Below are 21,678 nucleotides of genomic sequence, written 5' to 3' on the forward strand. Positions count from 1 at the left end.
AGCCCCTCCTACTCAGGAGGGGAATTTTAATTTAATCCTCATCCCAGTAACTGATTGTTCTTGTTTGGGTTACTTCGATGGTTTGGGCGCGCTGGCCTTTTAGCCAGTTGGTGATGTGGAGCAGGTTTCGCGTCCAGTTGTCGTTATCGTCGCGCTCTTCAATCTCGTATTTCATCGTTACGCTCATAATGCATTCGTTATCCTTATCGAATGCTTTCTGAGCCTGCTGGGTCATCTCGCCATCATCGTTATACTTGTAATCAGTAACCAGTTTCAAGCCAGAAACGGTGTTGGTCTGGATGGTACGCTTCAGGTTGCCTTCGTCGTTATATTCGTACTGAATCTGCTTCTTCTCGCCACCCTCAGTAATGGTAGCAGCGATGAGATAACCCACCTGATTGTACTGACGGTCAGCAAGTTCCGCAGATTCCAACTTACCCATCTCATCGAAATGTTCGATGGGATTCTCGGCCACAGGATTATCAGTTATCACCTCCTGCACAAAGCCCTTCAGACCCATGTTCGATGCATCTTTATAAAAAGGCGCCATGTTGAGATAATAGTAATGAATGGAGTGCGCACCATTCTCGTGAAGCGTGATGGTCTGGCGGATATAACCGTAATCTGTGAGCACATAGAGCGAGCCATCGCCCTTAGCCTTGAAGTTGCCCCACTCCCGCTGCAGCTTGCCCAACAGATATTTCTGGTTGCGTTCAAAGAGTTCGCGAGTGCGATACGGACCACAGGTAACAGTTGCCTCCGACAACATCTTAGTTTTATCGTTGACAGTCACTTCGAGCTTAGCATCCTTAATGCCATAGTAATCGCCCTTGAAAACATAGGAATCTTCGTCATCCTCACTATCTATCCGAACAAATCCCACACTCTTAAGTGCAGGAACAAACGCAGAATCAGTACCCTCCAGAGGTGCATCCATCAGCGTAATACATTTAGGATCGTATATGGCCTGACTCCAAGCCATCTGGGCTGCCACAAGCAGCAAAAGCAGTAGTCCTAACTTTTTCATCACGCTGCAAAAGTAAGTAGAAAAAGCGAAAACGCCAAATAATCAACATATTTTTACTATATATTTGTTATTTCTTAATTCTTAATTCTTAATTCTTAATTAAAAATATTACCTTTGCACCCGTGAAAAAGGGACTGGTATTAGAAGGTGGAGCTATGAGAGGGCTCTTCACAGCTGGCATCATCGATGTGATGATGGAGGCACATGTGGAGCCTGACGGACTGATAGGAGTATCAGCCGGAGCCGCCTTTGGATGCAACTATAAGAGCCGCCAACCAGGTCGCGCCATCCGCTATAACAAGCGATTTGCCCACGACAGCAGGTTCTGTTCGTGGCAGTCGCTACTCAAGACGGGCGACCTGTATAACGCCGAGTTTGGCTACCACGTGATTCCTACTAAATACGACGTATTCGACAATGCAGCCTACGATGCCAATCCTATGGAGTTTATTGCCGTTTGTACAGATGTAGAAACAGGTAAGCCCGTATACAAGTCGCTGCCCAAGGTGACACCAACCACCTACGACTGGATTCGCGCCTCGGCCTCGATGCCGCTGGTATCTAAAGTGGTAGAGTTGGAAGGTATGAAAGTTCTTGACGGCGGTGTAGCCGATTCTATTCCTTTGGAGTACTTCGAGAGTATTGGTTACGAAAAGAATCTGGTGATACTCACCCAGCCTGATGGCTACGTAAAGGAGCACAACAAACTGATGCCACTGATGCGTATAGCACTGAGGAAATATCCCAACATGATTGAAGCATTGGACAAGCGTCATATTATGTACAACAAGCAGTTGGCATACGTCTATCAGGCAGAGTCAACAGGCAGGGCATTGGTTATCCGTCCTGAAGCTCCACTCCAGATTGGTCATATATCGCACGACCCTGAGGAGATGCAGCGTATATACGATATTGGTCGACAGACAGGCATGAAATACATAGAGAGAATTAAAGCATTTTTTAGATGAGAATTGATATTATAACCGTACTGCCAGAGATGCTGGAAGGCTTTGTTCATGAGTCGATTCTGGCCAGAGCTGAGAAGAAAGGATTAGCAGAAATACGTTTACATAATCTTCGCGACTACACCCTCGACAAGTGGCGCCGAGTAGATGATTATCCATACGGAGGCAGCGCTGGCATGGTGATGCAGTGCGAGCCTATCGATCGTTGTATCACAGCCCTCAAGGAAGAGCGTGATTACGACGAAGTAATCTTTACATCGCCAGATGGTGAACGCTTCGATCAACACATGGCCAACGAGCTGTCGTTGAAGGGGAACTTGATTATTCTGGCTGGTCACTATAAAGGTATTGACCAGCGCATACGTGAGCACCTGATTACCAAGGAGATTTCTATTGGTGACTTTGTGCTGACTGGTGGCGAGCTGGTAGCAGCCATGATTGCTGATGCCATCGTGCGTGTGGTGCCTGGTGTGATTGGTGATGAGCAGAGTGCCCTATCCGACTGTTTCCAGGACGATATCCTCGCAGCACCTATCTACACCCGTCCTGCCGATTACAAAGGATGGAAGGTGCCAGAGATATTGCTGAGTGGCAACGAGGCGAAAATACGTGAGTGGGAATTTGAACAAGCGATGGAGCGAACAAGAAGGCTTCGCCCCGATCTGCTGAAAGATAAATAAAAATTCCCCTCCTACTCAGGAGGGGAATTTATTTATTTCTGAGCAAACTTTTCAGCCTGCTGGCGAATCAGCTCAGCATCGTTGAAGTAGTCGATACGCATGGCCTTGCGAACCTCGTCCATAGTCTGGGCGCCAACCTCGCGAGCCTGCTCTGTACCCTTCTTCAGGATGTTATAAATCTCAGGGATATCCTTCTCGAACTCAGCACGGCGAACACGCATTGGCTCCAGGAACTGGTTGAGTACCTGATTCAGGAACTTCTTGCACTTCATATCGCCCAGTCCACCACGACGATAGTGATCCTTCAGCTCGTCGAGGTTCTGATACTCAGGCAGGAAATTAGCGAAGTCCTCATCTGTTGAGAAAGCATCGAGATAGGTAAACACAGCGTTACCCTCTACGTGGCCTGGATCATTCAGATTCACATGCTCAGGGTCGGTATACATTGAGCGAACCTTCTGCCATACATCGTCAGCGGTATCAGAAAGATAGATACAGTTGCCAAGGCTCTTCGACATTTTCTCCTTACCATCAGTACCTGGCAGACGACGTGCTGTGAGGTTCTCAGGCAGCATGATGTTTGGCTCAACAAGTACTGGAGCGTAAATCTGGTTGAAACGACGAACCAACTCGCGAGTTACCTCGAGCATAGGCTCCTGGTCCTCACCAGCAGGAACGGTAGTAGCCTTGAACAGGGTGATATCGGCAGCCTGTGATACAGGGTAGCAGAAGAATCCAAGGGGAATACTCTCGCCCTCGAAACCACGCATCTTTACCTCAGTCTTAACGGTTGGGTTGCGCTGTACACGACTGACTGAAACCAGGTTCATGAGATAAGTGGTAAGCTCAGCCAGCTCAGGAATCTGACTCTGGATAAAGAGCGTACACTTTTCAGGATCCAATCCTGCTGCGAGATAGTCGAGTGCTACCTCTATGATGTTCTGGCGAATCTTCTCTGGATTATCAGCATTGTCAGTCAGAGCCTGTACATCGGCCATGAAAACAAACATGCGATCGAAGTCGCCTTGATTCTGCAATTGCACACGTCGACGAAGTGAGCCAACATAGTGTCCAAGATGGAGTTTACCAGTGGGACGGTCGCCCGTCAAAATTACTTTTCCCATATATTTTTTAGTCTTAATTTTCAAATTTGCGTGCAAAGGTACTTATTTTTTTGAGACAAAAGAACAAAAAGAACAAAAAAATATATGTTCTTATGTACATATGTGTAGAAAAATGTGTATCTTTGCCGACAAATTGATTAATAATAACGTATTTTCAACAAATGTTTAGCAAAGATACATATATTAGAAGGCGTCAGGAATTAAAGAAACTGGTTGGAAAAGGAGTGATTGTTTTGTTTGGTAACAACGATTCGCCAGCCAATTATCCTGCTAACGCATACGCCCCGATGAGGCAGGACTCATCATTCCTCTATTACTTCGGACAGCACCGCGACGGACTTGTTGGTGTGATTGATATTGATAACGACGAAGAGTGGCTCTTTGGCGATGATATCGACGTAGAGGATATTGTATGGATGGGCTTCACCCCATCAGTAGCCGATCTGGCTGCTGAGGTAGGCGTTAAGAAGACAGCCCCCATGAAGGATTTGACCAAAATGGTCAATGGTCAATGGTCAATGGTCAATAAACATTTCCTCCCCCCCTATCGTTTCGACATCAAGATCCAGATTATGGACCTGCTGGGCATCCATCCTTCTAAGCAGAAGGAGGCCGCCTCGCTCGATCTGATCAAGGCCGTAGTCAAGATGCGCGCCACCAAGGAGCCTCAGGAGATTGAGGCCATTGAGCGCGCCTGCGAGGTGGGTTATGCGATGCATACCACAGCCCAGCTGCTGATACGTCCAGGTGTTACTGAACGCTTCGTCGCAGGTCAGGTTGACGGTATCGCCCGCAGTCTGGCTCAGGGTAACAGCTTTGCCACCATCTTCAGCCAGCATGGCGAGATTATGCACGGAAACCCTTCAGGAGCCAAGTTAGAGGAAGGTCGTCTGGCACTCTGCGATGCAGGTTGCGAGTTGGACGATTACTGTTCTGACCACACACGCACCATGCCTGTATCAGGTAAGTTCACCCAGCGCCAGCTGGAAATCTACTCTATCGTGGAAGCCTGTCACGACTATGCCATCGAGGTGGCTAAGCCTGGTGTGAAATATATGGATGTTCACTTTGCAGTTTGCCGACTGATGACAGAACGCCTCAAGGAACTCGGCCTGATGAAGGGCGATACCGACGAGGCTGTAGCAGCAGGTGCTCACGCCATGTTCCTGCCTCACGGACTGGGACACATGATGGGTATGGACGTTCACGATATGGAGGGGCTGGGCCAGATCTACGTAGGTTTCGACGAGGAGACTCGTCCTAACCTCGAGCAGTTTGGCACCAACTGCCTGCGCATGGGTCGCAAGCTCGAGGAGGGCTTTGTGATTACTGATGAGCCAGGTATTTACTTCATTCCACAGCTCATTGACGAGTGGAAGGCCAGCGGACACTGCAAGGAGTTCCTGAACTTCGACAAGCTGGAGACCTACAAGGACTTTGGCGGTATCCGCATCGAGGACGACATCCTGATTACCAAGGACGGATGCCGATTCCTTGGCACCAAGCGAATTCCTTATCACCCCAAGGATGTAGAGGAGTTCATGGCAACGAATAATCAATAATAAAAAATAAAAAGGAAAATGAAGAAGATTTTTACACTCGCACTCGTAGCAATGGTTGCTCTGAGTGCTTCGGCAGCTAAGAAGAAGGGTGCCGAGAAGAACGCTAACAAGCCAGTTTTCACCACCATCAAGGAGAATCCTATCACCAGCATCAAGGACCAGAACCGTTCAGGTACGTGCTGGAACTACTCTACCCTCTCATTCTTCGAGGCTGAGGTGCTGAAGGCTACTGGCAAGACTTACAACTTCGACGAGAGCTTTGTTGAGAACAAGACCTACATGGATCGTGCCATCCAGGTGGTTCGCTACCACGGCGACTGCCAGTTTGCTCAGGGCGGTTCATCTGAGGATGTACTCGCTACCATGAAGACCCACGGTATCATTCCTGAGGGCATCATGCCTTTCGCAGGTTCACTGTATGGCGACTCACTCAACAACTTCAACGAGTTCTTCTCACTACTCGAGCCATACGTAGCAGCTGTTGCTAAGAGCGACTCTAAGAAGCTGTCAACTCAGTGGAAGGTTGGATTCCAGGGTATCCTCGACGCTTACCTTGGCAAGTGCCCTGAGAAGTTCACCTTCGAGGGCAAGGAGTACACCCCAAAGAGCTTCATGGCTTCGCTGGGCATTAACCTCGACGATTATGTATCAATCACCAGCTATACCCACCACCCATTCTACACCACATTTGCTGTAGAGGTACAGGACAACTGGCGATTCCCACAGAGCTACAACGTTCCTATGGACGAGATGATGCGCATTATCGACAATGCTATCGACAATGGCTATACCGTAGCTTGGGGCGGCGACGTTTCTGAGCCTGGTTTCACACGCGATGGTCTGGCTTACGCCATCGACAACAAGGCTGCTGTTTCACTCACAGGTAGCGATATGGCTAAGTGGCTGCGCCTGGAGCCAGCTAAGAAGGCTAACGTTATCGACTCACTGGGTTGCACCGTTCCTGAGATTGTTGCTACACAGCAGCTGCGCCAGGAGCGTTTCGACAACTGGGAGCTCACCGACGACCACGGCATGCTGATCTATGGTGTTGCCAAGGACCAGAAGGGTAAGGAGTACTACATGGTTAAGAACTCTTGGGGCGAGACTGGTAAGTACAAGGGTATCTGGTACATGACCAAGACTTACATCGCTGCAAATACGATGGATTTCCTCATCAATAAAAACGCTATTCCTGCTGATATTCGTAAAAAGCTTGGTATCTAATGCATTTTAAATGGAATTACCAACCACCTACATCAGAACAACAGACGGCGGCTAAGGAGCTTGGAGAGAAAATCGGCATGAGTCCGATACTCGCCAACCTCCTTATTCAGCGAGGCATCAAAACGGAGAGCGCGGCTAAGCGCTTCTTCCGTCCGATGCTTAACGAGCTGATTGATCCGTTCCTGATGAACGACATGGACGTGGCTGTAGACAGGCTCAACGATGCTATGGGGCGCAAAGAGCGCATCATGGTCTACGGCGACTACGACGTGGATGGATGTACGGCGGTAGCTTTGGTGTATAAATTCCTGCAGCAGTTCTATTCTAACATCGAATATTACATTCCCGATCGTTACGAAGAGGGTTATGGTATCAGTAAGAAGGCACTGCACTATGCAGCCGAAAAAGGCATCAAGCTCATCATAGTACTGGACTGCGGTATCAAGGCAATCGACGAGATAGCCTATGCCAAGAGTCTGGGCATCGACTTCATCATCTGCGACCACCACGTGCCTGATGATGAACTGCCCGATGCTGTGGCGATTCTTAACCCCAAGCGCCAGGATTCTACCTACCCCTTCAAGCACCTGTGCGGCTGTGGCGTAGGTTTCAAACTCATGCAGGCCTTTGCCAAGAACAACGGTATTCCATTCTCACGCCTCATCCCATTGCTCGATTTCTGTGCCGTAAGTATTGCGGCTGACATCGTGCCTATCATGGGCGAGAACCGTATACTGGCTTATCACGGATTGAAGCAGTTGAACCAGAGCCCCTCAGTAGGACTCAAAGCCATCATCGATATCTGCGGACTTACTGGTCGCGAAATCACCATGAGCGACATCGTGTTTAAGATTGGTCCGCGTATCAATGCTTCAGGCCGTATGCAGAATGGAACAGAGGCCGTTGATCTGCTGGTCGAGAAAGACCTTCAGAAGGCACTGGCCGAGGCTAACCACATTAATGAATATAACGAGCAGCGCAAGGATGTTGACAAGCAGATGACTGAGGAGGCCAACCAGATTGTAGAAAAGCTGGAGAGCCAGAAGCACCACGCCAGCATCGTGCTTTACGATGAGAACTGGAAGAAGGGTGTCATCGGCATTGTGGCCTCGCGACTCACTGAGCTCTACTACCGTCCAACGGTGGTGCTCACCAAATTCAATGGCATTGCCACAGGTTCAGCCCGCAGTGTGGCTGGCTACGACGTGTACGACGCCATCAAGAGCTGTCGCGACTTGCTCGAAAACTTTGGCGGACACACCTATGCCGTAGGCTTGTCGCTCAAAATCGAAAATATCCCTGAGTTCCGCAGCCGATTCCAGAAGTACGTGATGGAGCACATTCAGCCAGAACAGACTGAGGCTACACTCGACATCGATGCTGTGATCGACTTTAAGGATGTGACCAAGCGCCTGCACAACGACCTCAAGAAGTTTGCGCCTCACGGCCCTGACAACCCCAAGCCACTGTTCTGCACCCGCAATGTGTACGACTATGGCACATCGAAGGTTGTTGGACGCCAGCAGGAGCACATCAAACTCGAACTGGTCGACTCTAAGTCAAGCAATGTGCTTAACGGCATAGCCTTTGGCCAGAGTGGTTCAGCACGTTACATCAAATCTAAACGCTCGTTCGATATTGTCTATACTATCGAGGATAATATCTACAAGCGCACTGAAGTACAGCTTCAAATTGAAGACATACAGCCTTCAGAGGCTGACAATTGACAATTGATAGTTGATAGTTGATAATTGATAGTTGATAATTATGAATACAGTGGAGGATCATGAAAATGCACCTACTAATGCTGAACCATCACAGCAGAGTAATCATAATTGTCAACTGTCAACTATCAATTATCAATTAATTCTAAAAAAATACTGGGGCTACGATGATTTCCGCGGGATTCAGCGCGAAATCATCGAGTCTATAGGTAGCGGCCACGATACACTTGGATTAATGCCTACAGGCGGTGGAAAGTCCATCACTTTCCAAGTGCCTGCTTTGGCTCAGGAGGGCACCTGCATCGTCATCACCCCACTTATTGCGCTGATGAAGGACCAGGTGCAGAACCTGCGCCGTCGTGGCATCAAGGCAGCAGCCATCTATAGCGGACTGGCTCACGAGGAGATTATCACCATCCTCGAGAACGCCATCTTTGGTGGTATCAAGCTGCTCTATGTATCGCCCGAACGCCTGTCGAGTGAGCTTTTCCAGACTAAGCTTCGCCACATGAAGATTAGTTTCATCACCGTCGACGAGGCTCACTGTATCTCGCAATGGGGCTACGATTTCCGCCCCTCCTATCTGCAGATAGCCAATATCCGCAAGCTCATCCCCCAAGCGCCCGTTCTGGCGCTTACAGCCACCGCCACCCCTCAGGTGGTAGAGGATATCCAAGTCCGCTTGGCTAGAATTTCTAGCCATGCTAGTAATGCAAGTAATGCTAGCATTACTAGATTTAATCTCTTCAAGATGAGCTTCGAGCGCAAGAACCTGGCTTATGTGGTTCGCCACGCCGACGATAAGATTGGCGAGCTCATCCACATCCTACAGAGCACCAAGGGCTCAGCCATTGTCTATGCCCGCAGCCGTCGCCGCACCAAGGAGTATGCCGAGATTATCAACGAGGCTGGCATCACAGCCACCTTCTACCACGCTGGTCTCGATGCCTGCGAGAAGGATAAGCGCCAGCGCGAGTGGCAGGACGACAAACAGCGCGTGATGGTAGCCACCAACGCCTTTGGTATGGGTATCGACAAGCCCGATGTGCGCGTGGTGGTACATGTGGATTGCCCTGACAGCATCGAGGCCTATTTCCAGGAGGCAGGCCGTGCTGGTCGCGATGGGCTTAAGGCCTACGCCGTACTGCTCTACAATCATGCCGACGAGCGCAAACTGCAGAAGCGCATCACCGACACCTTCCCTGACAAGGACTACATCCGCCAGGTCTATGAGCATCTGGCCTATTTCTATCAGATAGGTGTAGGTTCAGGCTATGGTCACACCTTCGAGTTCAACATCGATAAGTTCTGTCACGCCTTCCGCCACTTCCCGATTCAGGTCGACTCTTCGCTCAAGATTCTGCAGCGAGCCGGCTATATCGAGTACACTGAAGAACAGGACAATCAGGCTCGTGTCATGTTTACCGTGAGCCGTAACGATCTCTATCGCCTGGAGAACAACAGTCCTAACGAGGACAAGGTCATCACCGCCCTGCTGCGCAACTATGGCGGCCTGTTTACCGATTATAATTATATCGACGAGGCCTATCTGGCCACCGTTACCCAGCTGCAGCCTCAGCAGGTTTACCTCACGCTCAAGAGTCTGTCGCAGCGCCACATCCTGCACTTCATTCCGCAGAAGAAGACGCCTTACATCCGCTACACCCAGCGTCGCGAGGATAAGGAGTACATCCAGATTATGCCTGCCGTCTACGAGGAGCGTAAGGCGCAGTTTGCAGAACGCATACAGGCCATGATTCGTTATGCCACTAACGATCGTGTGTGTCGTTCTCGCCAGCTGCTGCGCTATTTTGGCGAGCGCAACTACCACAACTGTGGCCAGTGCGATGTGTGTCTGGCCCATCGCCAGGAAGGCATGGTGTCTGAGTCCCAACTCACTGCAGCCGCAGAGGCCATTCTCAAACTGCTCAACGACGATAAACCCCACCCCATTACAGACTTAAAAAGCATCGAGCTGCCTGATAGCGAACTCGATGCTGCTTTAGATTATCTTTCTGACGAAGAGTTAATCATACGTCAGGCCGACGGCCAGCTCTCAAAATCTTAAAAATCTATTTTCAGCTGGCGCTCGTCTTCCTTATCGTGCTCGTGGCAGTAGCTGCTACCATCAAAGCAGTGAGTACATACGCGGCACTTATCCATGCCGATACTCTTAATCAGATCCTCAAGCTTAGCGAACTTCAATGTAGTCAGTCCCAGTCGCTTGGCTATCTCGTCAACCATTCGCTTGTATTCAGGCGAATCGGTCTGAGCATACTTCTCCAGATTTTTCTTATCGTCGCCCTCAAAATCCTTGATGATACGACGTGTTATCAGTTCCATGTCACTCTTTGACGAAGTGAATCCTATGAAAGGACATCCGTAAACCAGTGGTGGGCACGAGATACGGCAGTGCACCTCCTTGGCGCCGTACTCGAAGAAAGTCTTTACATTGTCTTTGAGCTGAGTACCGCGAACGATTGAGTCGTCGCAGAACACCACGCGCTGGTCCTTCAGCAGTGCTGGGTTAGGTATCAGCTTCATCTTAGCCACCAGCGAACGGCGCTCCTGGTTGCCAGGAGTAAACGAGCGAGGCCATGTTGGTGTGTACTTCAGTACGGCACGCTTGTAGGGCACACCCTTACCTTCGGCATATCCCAGCGCCATACCTACTCCTGAGTCGGGCACACCGCACACGCAGTCTACCTCGGTCTCATCCTTCTCACCCATCATCTTTCCGTTGGTCTCACGAACATACTCCACGTTAATGCCGTTATAGTCAGATGCAGGGAATCCATAGTACACCCAGAGGAACGAGCAAATCTGCTCTCTCTTCCAAGGCTCCTTCAGAACCTCCATCTTGTCGGCAGTCAGGAATACTATCTCACCAGGTCCCAGGTCTCTTACTCGCTTGTAGTCCAGATTAGGGAAGCTGGTTGTCTCGCTGCTCACAGCGAAGGCGCCCTCCTTCTGTCCTATCACGATAGGTGTACGTCCCAGGAAGTCGCGTGCTGCAATGATACCCTTCTCTGTGAGTATCAGCATCGAGCACGATCCCTCTATCTTTTCATATACCAGGTTGATTCCCTCAACAAATGTGCGGCCCATGTTGATGAGCAGCGCCACCAGTTCGGTCTGGTTGATTGTGTTGGCCGAGTACTCGCTGAAGTGCATACGCCTGTCCAGCAGCTCCTTGGCAATCTCCTCTATGTTGTTGATCTTGGCCACAGTCACTACTGCATAACGGCCCAGATGCGAGTTTACCAGGATAGGCTGCGGGTCGGTATCACTGATTACTCCGATGCCCTGGTTGCCAGAGAACGAGTCGAGCTCATCCTCGAACTTCGAACGGAAGTAGTCGCGCTCCAGGTTGTGGATCTTACGACAGAATCCCTTCTCCTCATCAAATGTCACCAGTCCGGCACGCTTAGTACCCAGATGCGAGTTATAGTCGGTGCCGTAGAACAGGTCGTTAACACAGCACTTAGTGGAAATGGTTCCAAAAAATCCGCCCATACCTCTTTTTTAATTATTAAAATAATACAGGAACGATGCGATACCCTCCAGTGCTGGTTTGCGCTGTCCCTCGATTTCAATCCTGAATTCAATCTCTGCCTTACAGATACCGCGCAGGTTCTGTATGTTGTGCAACTTAGTTACCAGTCGCACCTTCGAGCCTGTGATGACAGGCTGACCAAAGCGCATCTTGTCCATGCCGTAGTTCACCAGCATCTTGATGTTGTTCACCTCAATAATCTGGTCCCACATGTATGGCAGCAGCGACAGTGTCAGGTATCCGTGAGCAATGGTGCTCTTGTACTGACTCTCCTGCTTGGCACGCTCCACGTCTACGTGTATCCACTGGTGGTCGAGTGTGGCGTCCGCAAACATGTTAATGCGGTCTTGGTCTACTTGCAGCCAGTCGGAAGCTCCCAGCTCCTCACCCAGATGGGCTGCGAATTCATCGTACGAATTAATTACTAATTTTCCCATATCATATTTTAAAATGAATCACGGGGATGCGTGTGCACCCCCGTGACTATAGTGTTATACGTCTTGGTTCTCTGGACGCAGCTTGCGTACAGTCTCACCAGCACGCCACATCTCCTGATTACGCATAGCCTCCAACTCTTTCTCGAGTCCTGCACGGTAGTCAGGCTTAGAGTTAGCGTCGATGGTAATCTGAGCCTCATTACCGGTCTGTACGCTGTAGTACAGCCACTCCATAACGGGCTTAATGGCATCGTGGAATCGTGGAGCCCAGTCAAGTGCACCACGCTGTGCAGTAGTAGAGCAGTTAGCATACATCCAGTCCATACCCTTTGCACCAAACAACGGGCCAAGGCTCTGTGTGAGCTCCTCAACGGTCTCGTTAAATGCCTCCGATGGAGAGTGTCCGTGCTCGCGCAGTACTTCGTACTGAGCCAGCAGCAGTCCCTGAATGGCACCCATCAGCGAGCCGCGCTCACCAGTAAGGTCTGATGTAGCCTCACGCTCGAAGGTGGTCTCAAACATATATCCAGCACCGATACCGATACCAAATGCCAGTGTCTTATCCTTGGCATTACCAGAAGCATCCTGATAGATGGCATACGAGCAGTTCAGTCCGCGGCCCTCGCAGAACATAGTGCGCAGGCTGGTACCGCTACCCTTAGGTGCAACCATAATCACGTCGACATCCTTTGGTGGAACTACACCTGTACGATCGCTCCAGTTGATGGCGAAACCATGGCTGTAATACAGAGTCTTGCCAGGCTTCAGATACTGTTTGATGGTGGGCCACTGCTGAATCTGACCAGCATCGCTCAGAAGCATGCAGAGGATTGTACCCTTCTCGGCGGCCTCCTCAATAGAGAACAGTGTCTCGCCTGGAACCCATCCGTCGGCCACAGCCTTGTCGTAGGTCTTACCTGGGCGCTGACCAACAATCACGTTGAATCCGTTATCGCGCAGGTTGCAGGCCTGACCTGGGCCCTGAACGCCATAACCAATCACAGCGATGGTTTCATTCTTCAATACTTCACGTGCTTTCTCGAGTGAGAACTCTTTGCTGGTGACAACAGTCTCTGTTACGCCACCGAAATTCATTTGTGCCATAATAGCAATAATAATTTTAAGATGTTAATATAATCCCTGCGTACTGTGCCAGCCCTACCCGAGAGCCGTCGTATTGTTAGTCCGCTCCCACCCTACTCAGAGAGTGCGACTTGGGCGTTAACTAAATAAATCGGGTGCAAAATTAAGCATAATCGCCGAAATAACCAAAATTTTAGTCTGCTTTTTTGCGTTTTTCTATGCGATAGCCCCACTCCCCCCAGTTTTCCCCTCCTAAGCTAGGAGGGGCCAGGGGTAGTCTGATCATAAGTACTTTACAATATCTTCCAGAAATTGCTTATCCACGTCATCGAACGTAGCCAACTCGCGACTATCAATATCCAGCACCGCCGATATCTCGCCATCAGCATTCCACACCGGCACCACAATCTCCGAGCGACTCTCGCTACTGCAGGCTATGTGCCCAGGAAACAGCTCCACATCAGGCACCACGATGGTCTCGCCCTGCTTCCAAGCCGTGCCGCACACACCCTTACCAAAAGGTATATGCATACAAGCCACAGGCCCTTGGAATGGCCCCAGAATCAGTTCACCGTTCTTCACGCGATAGAATCCCGTCCACCAGAATCCCATTGCCTCATGTATCACAGCCGCGATGTTTGCCATCTTAGCCACTTCGTCAGTCTCGCCTTGTGTCAGGCTCTTTATCTGCTCGCAGAGCAGCTTATACATTTCTATTTTATTCATTATCTTTATATTATAGTTTAATTCTGCGCCAGATGGAGCGGGGAACCCTGCGCCAGAGGGCGGTGAGGATGCGATACTTCCAGTCGATGACGCGGATATGTTTTTTGTGCTCGATGGCGTAGATGATCTCACGGGTAACGGTCTGGGGCTTGAGCATCATGGGATAGTGGAAATCGCCGGCCAACAGGGCGGTATCGACAAAGCCTGGGCGGATATCGGTAATACGTATATCGAGGCCGCGAGCGTGGGCTTGCTGCTCTAAAGCCTGCAGATAGACATTCTGCATGGCCTTGGTGGCGGAATAAGCAGGCGACGGGCCAAGACCCTTGGTGCCTGCAATAGAGGTGATGCAGGCGATGTGGCCCCTACCCTGCTGGGCGAAATAGCGATAGGCGGCACCCACCATACGGGTGAAGCCAACGCCATTGGTCTGGAGTGTGGCCAGCTCGATATCGGCTGCCAACTCGCGGTTCTGCTTACCTATGCCCGAGGCGTAGAAAAACAGGTCCATACCTCCCATGCGCTCTACAAGAGCCATGAGACTAGAATCAGCATTGGCGCTGGTAACGTCGATCATCTCGACATCAGCAGCGCCAATGGTATTTAATAGGTCAACCCTGCGGGCAGCTACTCCCACCGTCCAGCCACGCTGGATGAGCAGGCGGGCTACCTCAAGCCCTATACCCGACGAGGCTCCTATAACGATTGCTTTACTCATCGGGCAGGAACAATGGATCCTCGGGCATAACCATCACAGGCTTAGTGTTGTAAGCCTTCAGGAGCTTCTCGGATACGTACTTCTTGTTGACAACCAAACGGAACATATACTCGCGGAACCACTCGGCTGTCATGATGATGCAGCCCTGCTGGCCGTTAGAAGGGCCCCAAGAATTCTCGACCTTCCACTTGATGGGCTTGCCCTGCTTGTCGAGGTCGACAGCAGTCAGCGTCATGGCATGGGTAGAGCCGCTATCGAAGGTGCTGATGCGCTGTGCCTTGTCCATAGCGAAGGTGGTGCCGAAGACTGAACCGTAGTCGAAGTTATCGAGCGATGCATAGCCGCGCTTGCGATCGAGGAGCTTGCCTACATCGTAAGAGCTGTACATCTTGCGACCATCCTTGAGCGAGGCAATAGCCAGCTGCTCAATCTCGTCCATAGGCAAGTTGAGATAGCGCCAGTTGGTACCATCGTAGGTGTGGCGGTCGTACTCTACCTCGTAGGTCTTGTAGTACTCACGACGTGGGTCGTTCATCACCATGATAAAGGTGCCCTTGATATCGTCGCCAACCACCTCCTTGTAGAAGCTGAGTGGTGTGTACTCCTTAGCCTCGCCCAGCTGGCGACCAGCCTTATCGTGGAAGGCATAGGTGAACTTCTCGACTGGAGCACCCAGTGTAAGCTTGAGCATGCGATAGATCTGAGTGAGCATCTGAGTCTTGGCCTTCTGAATATCAGCAGCACTCTTCTTCTTGGCAACCATATCGCGCAGCTGGAGACCAAACTCACGAAGCTTTGACGAAATCAGGCTGCGAGCCTTTGAGGTATTCTCGCTGGTGAAGGTCTCAGGCATGACCTCAGAGGGAACGAGTCCGTACTTAGGTGCCAAGTCGGCTACACCGCAGAAGGTACCGCCATCGCCGATGGGCGAATGGAAGAAGAACTGCACACGCTGATCGTCGATAGGCTTTTTGGCAGTATCGATAACACCCTGCAGCATGAGGTTGGCCTTCTCCAACTGATCCCAGAAGAACAGGTAGGCCTGCGAGAACTCGATGCTGACAGAGTCGGCATGAGCCATATAGTTAGAACGCAGCACGTTGAGACCGCTGAACATCCAGCAGCGACCTGACGACTTCTGGTCGGTGATGCTCTGCTTGCGGGTTTCTACTGAGAAGTGGGTGTCGATAGGTGTGGCAGCAGCCTTGTAGTTCTTGGCCAGCGCATCGATACTCATGCCATAGACGGCATTGGCGATAACACGCTCCTTACCACACTGCTTCTGCTCTTTCTGAATCTCTTGTAACATCTGGGCCGAAATGCCCCCACCCTGTGCAAAAGCCTGAGCCGAAAGGCCGCAGGCTGCTAAAAGGATTAAAACTGATTTGTTTACCATATTATAATTTAAATTGAAGTTTAAGGGAAGTGAAAGGGAAGTGAAAGGGACATTACCCCACCCCTTGATGAAGTCGCAGAACATACGTCCCTTTTATTCCTTTTTATTCCTATTTCTTTTTCTTTGTCGTTGTTTTCTTGGTGGTTGTCTTTTTGGTAGTTGTGGTGGTAGTCTTTGGCTTGTAATACTTCTGAGCCTCAGGCAACCATCCCTGGATGTTCTTGATACGTGTAGCATCAGATGGGTGATCGCTCAGGAACTCGGCTGTACTCTTATTACCACTAGCTGCCGACATACGCTCCCAGAACGATACTGCCACGCTTGGATCGTAGCCTGCCATAGCAGCGAAGATAAGACCCAGATGGTCGGCCTCGTTCTCATTGTCGCGAGAGTACTTGAGGTTCAAGAAACTCAGGCCCTGTGCAGCTGCAGCCTGACCAAGGGCGATGGTATTATCGCCAACACCCAGAATGCTAGCCAATACACCTGCACCCTGAACACCATACTGCTGCTGAATCTGCTTGCTCATCTGCTCGGCTGAGTGACGTGCCACTGCGTGAGCTATCTCGTGGCCCAGCACGATGGCAAGCGAAGCTTCGTCCTTTGTAATTGGCAGCAGCCCCTCGTAAACCACAATCAGTCCGCCAGGCATACACCAAGCATTAGCTTGATTATCGGCCACCAGATTAAATGTCCATTGATAATTCTGTACATCATTCTGCATGCCGTTCTCGTTAAGGAAGTTTACCACAGCATTGGCAAGATTAGTACCCACACGCTTTACCATGGCAGTATTAGTAGCATTGGTAGAGAGCTTGGCAGACTTCATAAACTCCTGATACTGTTGGGTTGAGAGCGTAAGAACCTCACCATCTGAAACCATCAGTCTCTGCTTACGCCCTGTGATGGGCACTGTGTTAGTGGTACCGCAGCTAACCAACAATACGGCTACCATCGACATGATAAAAAACTTAACCTTTTTCATACGTCTTTTTGTTATTATTAATGGTTTATATACTTTTCCGAGTGCAAAGTAAATAAAAATTTTCGATACTTGCAAATTTTAAGCATAAAAATAGAGGCATCCCCGCTGGAATGCCCCCAAAATAGAATGACCAATAATAACTAAAAAACTATGAATTTACTTGTTCAGACCACGGTTGTTAAGTGTGGTGTTGAGCAGCATGAGATATGTGTGCATCTGCTCCTTAGAAAGTACTGAGCGCATGCGCTTTACGTCGGTATCGATAGCGCGCTTAACCATGTTTTCGCGATCGTTCTTACCGTACTGAGCAGCATAAGTCATCTCAGTGTTGAACACACGGTGGATGTTCTCTACAGCGTCACGCTGGTTCCAGTCGAGGTTCAGAGCGCTAGCAAGCTTATCCATGTTAACGTCCATCTTGTAAGCCTCAACGTTCTTTACAGCGTTGGTGTTCTCATCCTCAGCAAATGCGGTTGTCATACTCAACATTGCTACCAGTGTCATAATCATCTTTTTCATCTTTTTACCCTTTCTTTTTTTTACTCAGTCAGCTTTCTCAGCCAACCTACTTTTTTACTTTAATTCGTTATCCTTTAAAAACTCTTTTTTTACTTTGTATTTGTCTTTTGACGCTGCAAAGGTACGGCGATTTTTTGAACTGAACAAGCCTTTTGGGAAAATTGTGTGCGAACACAGCGCTTTTATTGATACATATCAACGAATGGCGAAAATAAAGATTTTTTTATATTTTCAGATTAAACTTGCTGCTATTTGATGGAAAATGCGTATCTTTGCACGCTGAAACTAAATAGTATATATAAATAGGTATATGGAAGAAACAAAGAACAGATTTATGTCGGTTGTCTACCAGCTCTATAGCATCAAGGATGGTAAGAGCGAGCTGGAAGAGCAGACTGGCGATGAGCGTCCATTTGAGTTTATTACAGGATTCAGTGTAGCACTCGATGCTTTTGAGGCTAAGGTAAAAGGATTGGAGAAAGGTAGCGATTTTGATTTCCAACTGACTCCTGCCGAGGCTTTTGGCGAGTATATTGCTGAGGGCGTACATAAGGTGGGACGCGAGGTATTCACCGTTAACGGCCACTTCGACCACGAGAACATCTTCGAGGGTGCCGTTATCACACTGATGGATAACGAAGACCACCAGTTTATGGCCAAGGTAGCTAAGATTGAGGAAGACGGCGTGACTGTTGACACCAACCACCCTCTGGCTGGCAAGACGCTGAACTTCAAGGGCCGCGTAATTGAGAACCGCGAGGCTACCGAGGAGGAGATTCAGCACCTGATTAAGCACATGACGGGCGGATGCAGCGGTGGTTGCAGCGGATGTGGCGACCATCACGACGGATGCGGATGTGGCGATCACGACTGTGGTTGTGGCGATCACGATCATCATCATCATCACGATGGCGGCTGCGGATGCGGACACTGCCATTAATCAATTGATAATTGATAGTTGATAATTGATAATTATGAATAGTTTCGGGCAGATATTCAGGCTGACAACGTTTGGCGAGAGTCACGGAGAGGCTGTGGGGGGTGTGGTTGATGGCATGCCTGCTGGCATCGACATCGATGTAGACTTCATTCAAAGCGAACTCAATCGCCGTCGTCCAGGTCAGAGCAAAATCACTACATCGCGCAATGAGGCCGATAAGATAGAGATTCTTAGTGGTGTGTTCGAAGGCAAGTCAACAGGCTGCCCCATCGGATTCATAGTACGTAACACTAACCAGCACTCGCAGGACTACGAGAATATGCGCTGCATTTTCCGTCCATCGCATGCTGACTACACCTACTATCAGAAATACGGCATTCGCGACCATCGCGGTGGCGGGCGCACATCGGCGCGCATCACTATCAGCCGTTGCGTAGGTGGAGCATTGGCCAAACTGGTGCTTCGACAGAAGGGCATCAGCATTCAGGCCTATACATCGCAGGTAGGCGATATAGCGCTGGAGAAGGATTACAAGCTCTACAACCTGGATCTTACCGAGACTAACGCCGTTCGCTGTCCTGATGCTGAGAAGGCGACACAGATGGAGGAGCTGATTACCCAAGTAAAAGCTGAGGGCGACACCATCGGAGGCGTCATCACCTGTGTGATTAAAGGCTGCCCTGCAGGACTTGGCGAACCTGAGTTCGACAAGCTGCACGCTGCCCTGGGCTCGGCCATGCTGAGTATCAATGCCGTGAAAGGCTTTGAATATGGCGAGGGATTCAACTTCGCCAGCATGCGTGGAAGCCAGGTGAACGATGTGTTTAAGCGCGATGAGGATGGCAACATCACCACCGCCACCAATCACAGCGGCGGCATACAGGGTGGAATAAGTAACGGACAAGATATATACTTCCGTGTGGCTTTCAAACCAGTGGCCACTATACTTACTGAACAGGAAACAGTAGATATGGAGGGAAATCCCACCACATTTACTGCTCGCGGACGACACGATCCGTGCGTTTTGCCACGTGCAGTTCCTGTGGTAGAAAGTATGGCTGCAATGACCATTTTAGACTATATTTTACTCCAAAAAGCAGTAATTTTATAGAAAAATGCCCCATGAATGCAAAATATTGCAAAAAACATTTGGTAGTTTAGAAAAGTATTTGTACCTTTGCAGCGCATTCAGGGATTTGTGAAAACCCCGGAATAGCTTTAGTTAAGTCTAGTTTAGTTTTTGTGTTGGTTGAGGGCTAGCAATTGCTAGCCCTCAAATTTTGTATTTACCCAAAAGAAGCTCTGATTTTTAAATCACTCCGATGATCTCGTCTACCGATTGGCATCCGTGTGCATCAAGCCAATCGTTAATACCATCGCGAACCTTGATGCTGACAGCAGGATCAAGGAAGTTGGCTGTACCTATTTCGATAGCTGTTGCGCCAGCCATCAGGAACTCTATGGCATCCTTAGCCGTACTGATGCCACCCAAACCTATTACAGGAATGTTCACAGCCTTAGCCACCTGCCAAACCATACGCAGAGCCACAGGCTTCACGCAAGGACCACTCAGTCCGCCTGTATTGATGCTCAGCAGCGTCTTGCGCTTCTCGATATCGATAGCCATACCCATCAGCGTGTTGATAAGCGATACGCTGTCGGCTCCCTCAGCCTCTACGGCACGGGCAATCTCTGTGATATCAGTCACGTTAGGACTCAGTTTCACAATCAGCGTCTTGTGATAGCGGGCTCTTACGGCCTTTACCACACTGGCAGCGCCAGCACAGGTCACACCAAATGCCATACCGCCATCCTTGACGTTAGGGCACGAGATGTTCAGCTCGATAGCAGGAATGTTCTCGAGAGCATCGATACGGGCAGCACACTCCGCATAGTCTTCAGGACTTGAGCCACTCACGTTCACTATCATATTGGTGTCGATATCCCTTATCTGGGGATAGATATGCTCGCAGAAATAGTCAACACCCTTGTTCTGCAATCCCACACAGTTCAGCATACCGCTGGCTGTCTCGGCCATACGCGGATAGTCGTTACCCTGACGTGGATTCAGCGTGGTACCCTTCACAATAATACCGCCAATACCATCGATAGGCATCAGGTCGGCAAACTCCAGTCCGTAGCCGAAAGTGCCCGATGCAGTCATCACAGGGTTCTTCAGCTCAAGGTCTTTTATTTTTACATTTAGTCTTGCCATAACAGTTTCTTAATATTAAACACGGGTCCATCCTTACAAACACACAGATTGCCCTCTGTGGTCTTCTCTACACAGCACAAGCAGGCACCCAGTCCGCATGCCATCAGATTCTCGAGCGATACCTCACAGTCAACGTCATTCTGACGCGCATAGCGAGCCACAGCCTTCATCATAGGCGTTGGGCCACAAGTGCTGATACGGTCGAAGCGCTCCTGGCTCAGGATAGAGTGGTTAGTCACAAATCCCTTCTCGCCCATCGAGCCATCCTCGGTTGTTACGTACGCGCGCCCGTACTTATTAAATATGGGCAGCATCAGCAGATCGTTGGCTGTACGTGCACCAAGCAGGAAGGTAGGTTCAATGCCCTGGCGCTTCATCTCGGCACCCATATACAACAGTGGAGCCACACCAACGCCTCCACCCACCAGCAGCACCTTCTCGCCCTGCTTGGCAGGCGTAAAGCCATTACCCAGAGGCAACACGCAGTTCAACACATCGCCACACTGCAACTTGGCCAACTGCTTGGTACCATCGCCTACGGTGGCCACTAGCAGCCAGAGCTCGTTATTCTCGCGATCCACAAAGTTAATGGAAATAGGGCGGCGCAGGAATGTTGATGGCGATCCATCAACTCGCACCTCTACAAACTGACCGGGCAGCATCTCAGGCAGGGCAGTTTCGTGTGTCAGTTTTATGAGCACATAACGCTGATGAATCTGTTCTACCTGCTTAACCTTTAGGTCTAGTATATACTTCTTCATACTACGAATTTTTTAAATCGGGTACAAAGATACAAC

At 49.8% G+C, this 21,678-nt stretch carries 20 protein-coding genes; 8 read left to right on the top strand and 12 right to left on the bottom strand.

Annotated elements, in window-relative coordinates; genetic code table 11:
• Nucleotides 1-31: 31 nt before the first annotated feature.
• Nucleotides 32-1,027, bottom strand: coding sequence for a hypothetical protein (locus BUB86_RS11610; protein WP_073209686.1), 996 nt, complete (start codon nt 1,025-1,027; stop codon nt 32-34).
• Nucleotides 1,028-1,149: 122 nt separating this feature from the next.
• On the opposite strand from BUB86_RS11610, the gene BUB86_RS11615 reads away from it, so the two are divergent.
• Together BUB86_RS11615 and trmD are read left to right on the top strand one after the other, a co-directional pair.
• On the top strand, nt 1,150-1,995 hold the full coding sequence (locus tag BUB86_RS11615; RefSeq protein WP_073209688.1) for a patatin family protein: 846 nt from the start codon (nt 1,150-1,152) through the stop codon (nt 1,993-1,995).
• On the top strand, nt 1,992-2,672 hold the full coding sequence (gene trmD / locus BUB86_RS11620) for a tRNA (guanosine(37)-N1)-methyltransferase TrmD (protein ID WP_073209691.1): 681 nt from the start codon (nt 1,992-1,994) through the stop codon (nt 2,670-2,672). The genes BUB86_RS11615 and trmD overlap by 4 nt, the downstream gene beginning before the upstream one ends.
• Nucleotides 2,673-2,704: 32 nt before the next feature.
• Here the strand turns inward: trmD and trpS are convergent, their stop codons facing one another.
• Nucleotides 2,705-3,796 (bottom strand): tryptophan--tRNA ligase, encoded by a 1,092-nt coding sequence (trpS, locus tag BUB86_RS11625; RefSeq protein ID WP_073209693.1) that lies wholly within the window; start codon nt 3,794-3,796, stop codon nt 2,705-2,707.
• A 161-nt stretch (nt 3,797-3,957) separates the two neighbouring features.
• On the opposite strand from trpS, the gene BUB86_RS11630 reads away from it, so the two are divergent.
• From BUB86_RS11630 to BUB86_RS11645, 4 genes are all read left to right on the top strand, one after another.
• The gene (locus BUB86_RS11630) at nt 3,958-5,358 is read left to right on the top strand and encodes an aminopeptidase P family protein (RefSeq protein ID WP_073209695.1); all 1,401 of its coding nucleotides are present in this window, start codon (nt 3,958-3,960) and stop codon (nt 5,356-5,358) included.
• 18 nt (nt 5,359-5,376) lie between these two features.
• A complete protein-coding gene (locus tag BUB86_RS11635; protein ID WP_073209697.1) occupies nt 5,377-6,582 on the top strand; it encodes an aminopeptidase C in 1,206 nt (401 codons plus the stop codon).
• Nucleotides 6,582-8,309, top strand: coding sequence for a single-stranded-DNA-specific exonuclease RecJ (gene recJ, locus BUB86_RS11640; protein ID WP_073209699.1), 1,728 nt, complete (start codon nt 6,582-6,584; stop codon nt 8,307-8,309). The genes BUB86_RS11635 and recJ overlap by 1 nt, the downstream gene beginning before the upstream one ends.
• A 124-nt stretch (nt 8,310-8,433) precedes the next feature.
• Nucleotides 8,434-10,374, top strand: a complete 1,941-nt coding sequence (locus BUB86_RS11645; protein WP_175549494.1) for an ATP-dependent DNA helicase RecQ — start codon at nt 8,434-8,436, stop codon at nt 10,372-10,374.
• On the opposite strand, the gene BUB86_RS11650 is transcribed toward BUB86_RS11645, so the two are convergent.
• From BUB86_RS11650 to BUB86_RS11685, 8 genes are all read right to left on the bottom strand, one after another.
• A complete protein-coding gene (locus tag BUB86_RS11650; protein WP_073209701.1) occupies nt 10,371-11,822 on the bottom strand; it encodes an amidophosphoribosyltransferase in 1,452 nt (483 codons plus the stop codon). The two genes, BUB86_RS11645 and BUB86_RS11650, sit on opposite strands and share 4 nt — an antisense overlap.
• 9 nt (nt 11,823-11,831) lie before the next feature.
• A complete protein-coding gene (locus BUB86_RS11655; RefSeq protein WP_073209703.1) occupies nt 11,832-12,299 on the bottom strand; it encodes a MaoC family dehydratase in 468 nt (155 codons plus the stop codon).
• Nucleotides 12,300-12,353: 54 nt separating this feature from the next.
• Nucleotides 12,354-13,403 carry a ketol-acid reductoisomerase gene (gene ilvC, locus BUB86_RS11660; protein ID WP_073209705.1) on the bottom strand — a complete coding sequence of 350 codons (1,050 nt, stop codon included), beginning with the start codon at nt 13,401-13,403 and terminating at the stop codon, nt 12,354-12,356.
• 261 nt (nt 13,404-13,664) lie between these two features.
• Complete coding sequence (locus BUB86_RS11665; protein WP_073209707.1) at nt 13,665-14,108, bottom strand: GAF domain-containing protein; 444 nt, start codon at nt 14,106-14,108, stop codon at nt 13,665-13,667.
• A 10-nt stretch (nt 14,109-14,118) separates the two neighbouring features.
• On the bottom strand, nt 14,119-14,826 hold the full coding sequence (locus BUB86_RS11670; RefSeq protein ID WP_073209709.1) for an SDR family NAD(P)-dependent oxidoreductase: 708 nt from the start codon (nt 14,824-14,826) through the stop codon (nt 14,119-14,121).
• The gene (locus BUB86_RS11675; protein ID WP_073209711.1) at nt 14,819-16,222 is read right to left on the bottom strand and encodes an aminopeptidase C; all 1,404 of its coding nucleotides are present in this window, start codon (nt 16,220-16,222) and stop codon (nt 14,819-14,821) included. Before BUB86_RS11675 ends, BUB86_RS11670 begins: the two co-directional genes overlap by 8 nt.
• Before the next feature lie 109 nt (nt 16,223-16,331).
• A complete protein-coding gene (locus BUB86_RS11680; protein ID WP_073209713.1) occupies nt 16,332-17,207 on the bottom strand; it encodes a M48 family metallopeptidase in 876 nt (291 codons plus the stop codon).
• 156 nt (nt 17,208-17,363) lie between these two features.
• Nucleotides 17,364-17,726, bottom strand: a complete 363-nt coding sequence (locus BUB86_RS11685; protein WP_073209715.1) for a hypothetical protein — start codon at nt 17,724-17,726, stop codon at nt 17,364-17,366.
• A 310-nt stretch (nt 17,727-18,036) separates the two neighbouring features.
• Here BUB86_RS11685 and BUB86_RS11690 point away from each other — a divergent pair, with 310 nt between their 5' ends.
• Both BUB86_RS11690 and aroC read left to right on the top strand, forming a co-directional pair.
• Nucleotides 18,037-18,666: a peptidylprolyl isomerase gene (locus tag BUB86_RS11690; RefSeq protein WP_073209716.1), complete on the top strand. Its 630-nt coding sequence runs from the start codon at nt 18,037-18,039 to the stop codon at nt 18,664-18,666.
• 34 nt (nt 18,667-18,700) lie between these two features.
• Nucleotides 18,701-19,777: a chorismate synthase gene (gene aroC / locus BUB86_RS11695; RefSeq protein WP_081373228.1), complete on the top strand. Its 1,077-nt coding sequence runs from the start codon at nt 18,701-18,703 to the stop codon at nt 19,775-19,777.
• Nucleotides 19,778-19,975: 198 nt separating this feature from the next.
• Here aroC and BUB86_RS11700 read toward each other — a convergent pair whose 3' ends face one another.
• Both BUB86_RS11700 and BUB86_RS11705 read right to left on the bottom strand, forming a co-directional pair.
• On the bottom strand, nt 19,976-20,881 hold the full coding sequence (locus BUB86_RS11700; protein ID WP_073209718.1) for a dihydroorotate dehydrogenase: 906 nt from the start codon (nt 20,879-20,881) through the stop codon (nt 19,976-19,978).
• Nucleotides 20,869-21,642: a dihydroorotate dehydrogenase electron transfer subunit gene (locus BUB86_RS11705; protein ID WP_073209720.1), complete on the bottom strand. Its 774-nt coding sequence runs from the start codon at nt 21,640-21,642 to the stop codon at nt 20,869-20,871. Before BUB86_RS11705 ends, BUB86_RS11700 begins: the two co-directional genes overlap by 13 nt.
• Nucleotides 21,643-21,678: the final 36 nt, after the last annotated feature.

The sequence above is a fragment of the Xylanibacter ruminicola genome (assembly GCF_900142525.1).
Classification (GTDB): Bacteria; Bacteroidota; Bacteroidia; order Bacteroidales; family Bacteroidaceae; genus Prevotella; species Prevotella ruminicola_A.

Excerpts from the sequence above, each read along its gene's own strand:
- BUB86_RS11700 (WP_073209718.1), bottom strand. The coding sequence starts at position 20,881 with ATGGCAAGACTAAATGTAAAAATAAAAGACCTTGAGCTGAAGAACCCT.
- BUB86_RS11670 (WP_073209709.1), bottom strand. The coding sequence starts at position 14,826 with ATGAGTAAAGCAATCGTTATAGGAGCCTCGTCGGGTATAGGGCTTGAG.
- BUB86_RS11610 (WP_073209686.1), bottom strand. The coding sequence starts at position 1,027 with ATGAAAAAGTTAGGACTACTGCTTTTGCTGCTTGTGGCAGCCCAGATG.
- recJ (WP_073209699.1), top strand. The coding sequence starts at position 6,582 with ATGCATTTTAAATGGAATTACCAACCACCTACATCAGAACAACAGACG.
- BUB86_RS11675 (WP_073209711.1), bottom strand. The coding sequence starts at position 16,222 with ATGGTAAACAAATCAGTTTTAATCCTTTTAGCAGCCTGCGGCCTTTCG.
- BUB86_RS11650 (WP_073209701.1), bottom strand. The coding sequence starts at position 11,822 with ATGGGCGGATTTTTTGGAACCATTTCCACTAAGTGCTGTGTTAACGAC.
- BUB86_RS11665 (WP_073209707.1), bottom strand. The coding sequence starts at position 14,108 with ATGAATAAAATAGAAATGTATAAGCTGCTCTGCGAGCAGATAAAGAGC.
- BUB86_RS11690 (WP_073209716.1), top strand. The coding sequence starts at position 18,037 with ATGGAAGAAACAAAGAACAGATTTATGTCGGTTGTCTACCAGCTCTAT.
- BUB86_RS11685 (WP_073209715.1), bottom strand. The coding sequence starts at position 17,726 with ATGAAAAAGATGATTATGACACTGGTAGCAATGTTGAGTATGACAACC.
- BUB86_RS11680 (WP_073209713.1), bottom strand. The coding sequence starts at position 17,207 with ATGAAAAAGGTTAAGTTTTTTATCATGTCGATGGTAGCCGTATTGTTG.
- trmD (WP_073209691.1), top strand. The coding sequence starts at position 1,992 with ATGAGAATTGATATTATAACCGTACTGCCAGAGATGCTGGAAGGCTTT.
- ilvC (WP_073209705.1), bottom strand. The coding sequence starts at position 13,403 with ATGGCACAAATGAATTTCGGTGGCGTAACAGAGACTGTTGTCACCAGC.
- trpS (WP_073209693.1), bottom strand. The coding sequence starts at position 3,796 with ATGGGAAAAGTAATTTTGACGGGCGACCGTCCCACTGGTAAACTCCAT.
- BUB86_RS11635 (WP_073209697.1), top strand. The coding sequence starts at position 5,377 with ATGAAGAAGATTTTTACACTCGCACTCGTAGCAATGGTTGCTCTGAGT.
- aroC (WP_081373228.1), top strand. The coding sequence starts at position 18,701 with ATGAATAGTTTCGGGCAGATATTCAGGCTGACAACGTTTGGCGAGAGT.
- BUB86_RS11655 (WP_073209703.1), bottom strand. The coding sequence starts at position 12,299 with ATGGGAAAATTAGTAATTAATTCGTACGATGAATTCGCAGCCCATCTG.
- BUB86_RS11705 (WP_073209720.1), bottom strand. The coding sequence starts at position 21,642 with ATGAAGAAGTATATACTAGACCTAAAGGTTAAGCAGGTAGAACAGATT.
- BUB86_RS11630 (WP_073209695.1), top strand. The coding sequence starts at position 3,958 with ATGTTTAGCAAAGATACATATATTAGAAGGCGTCAGGAATTAAAGAAA.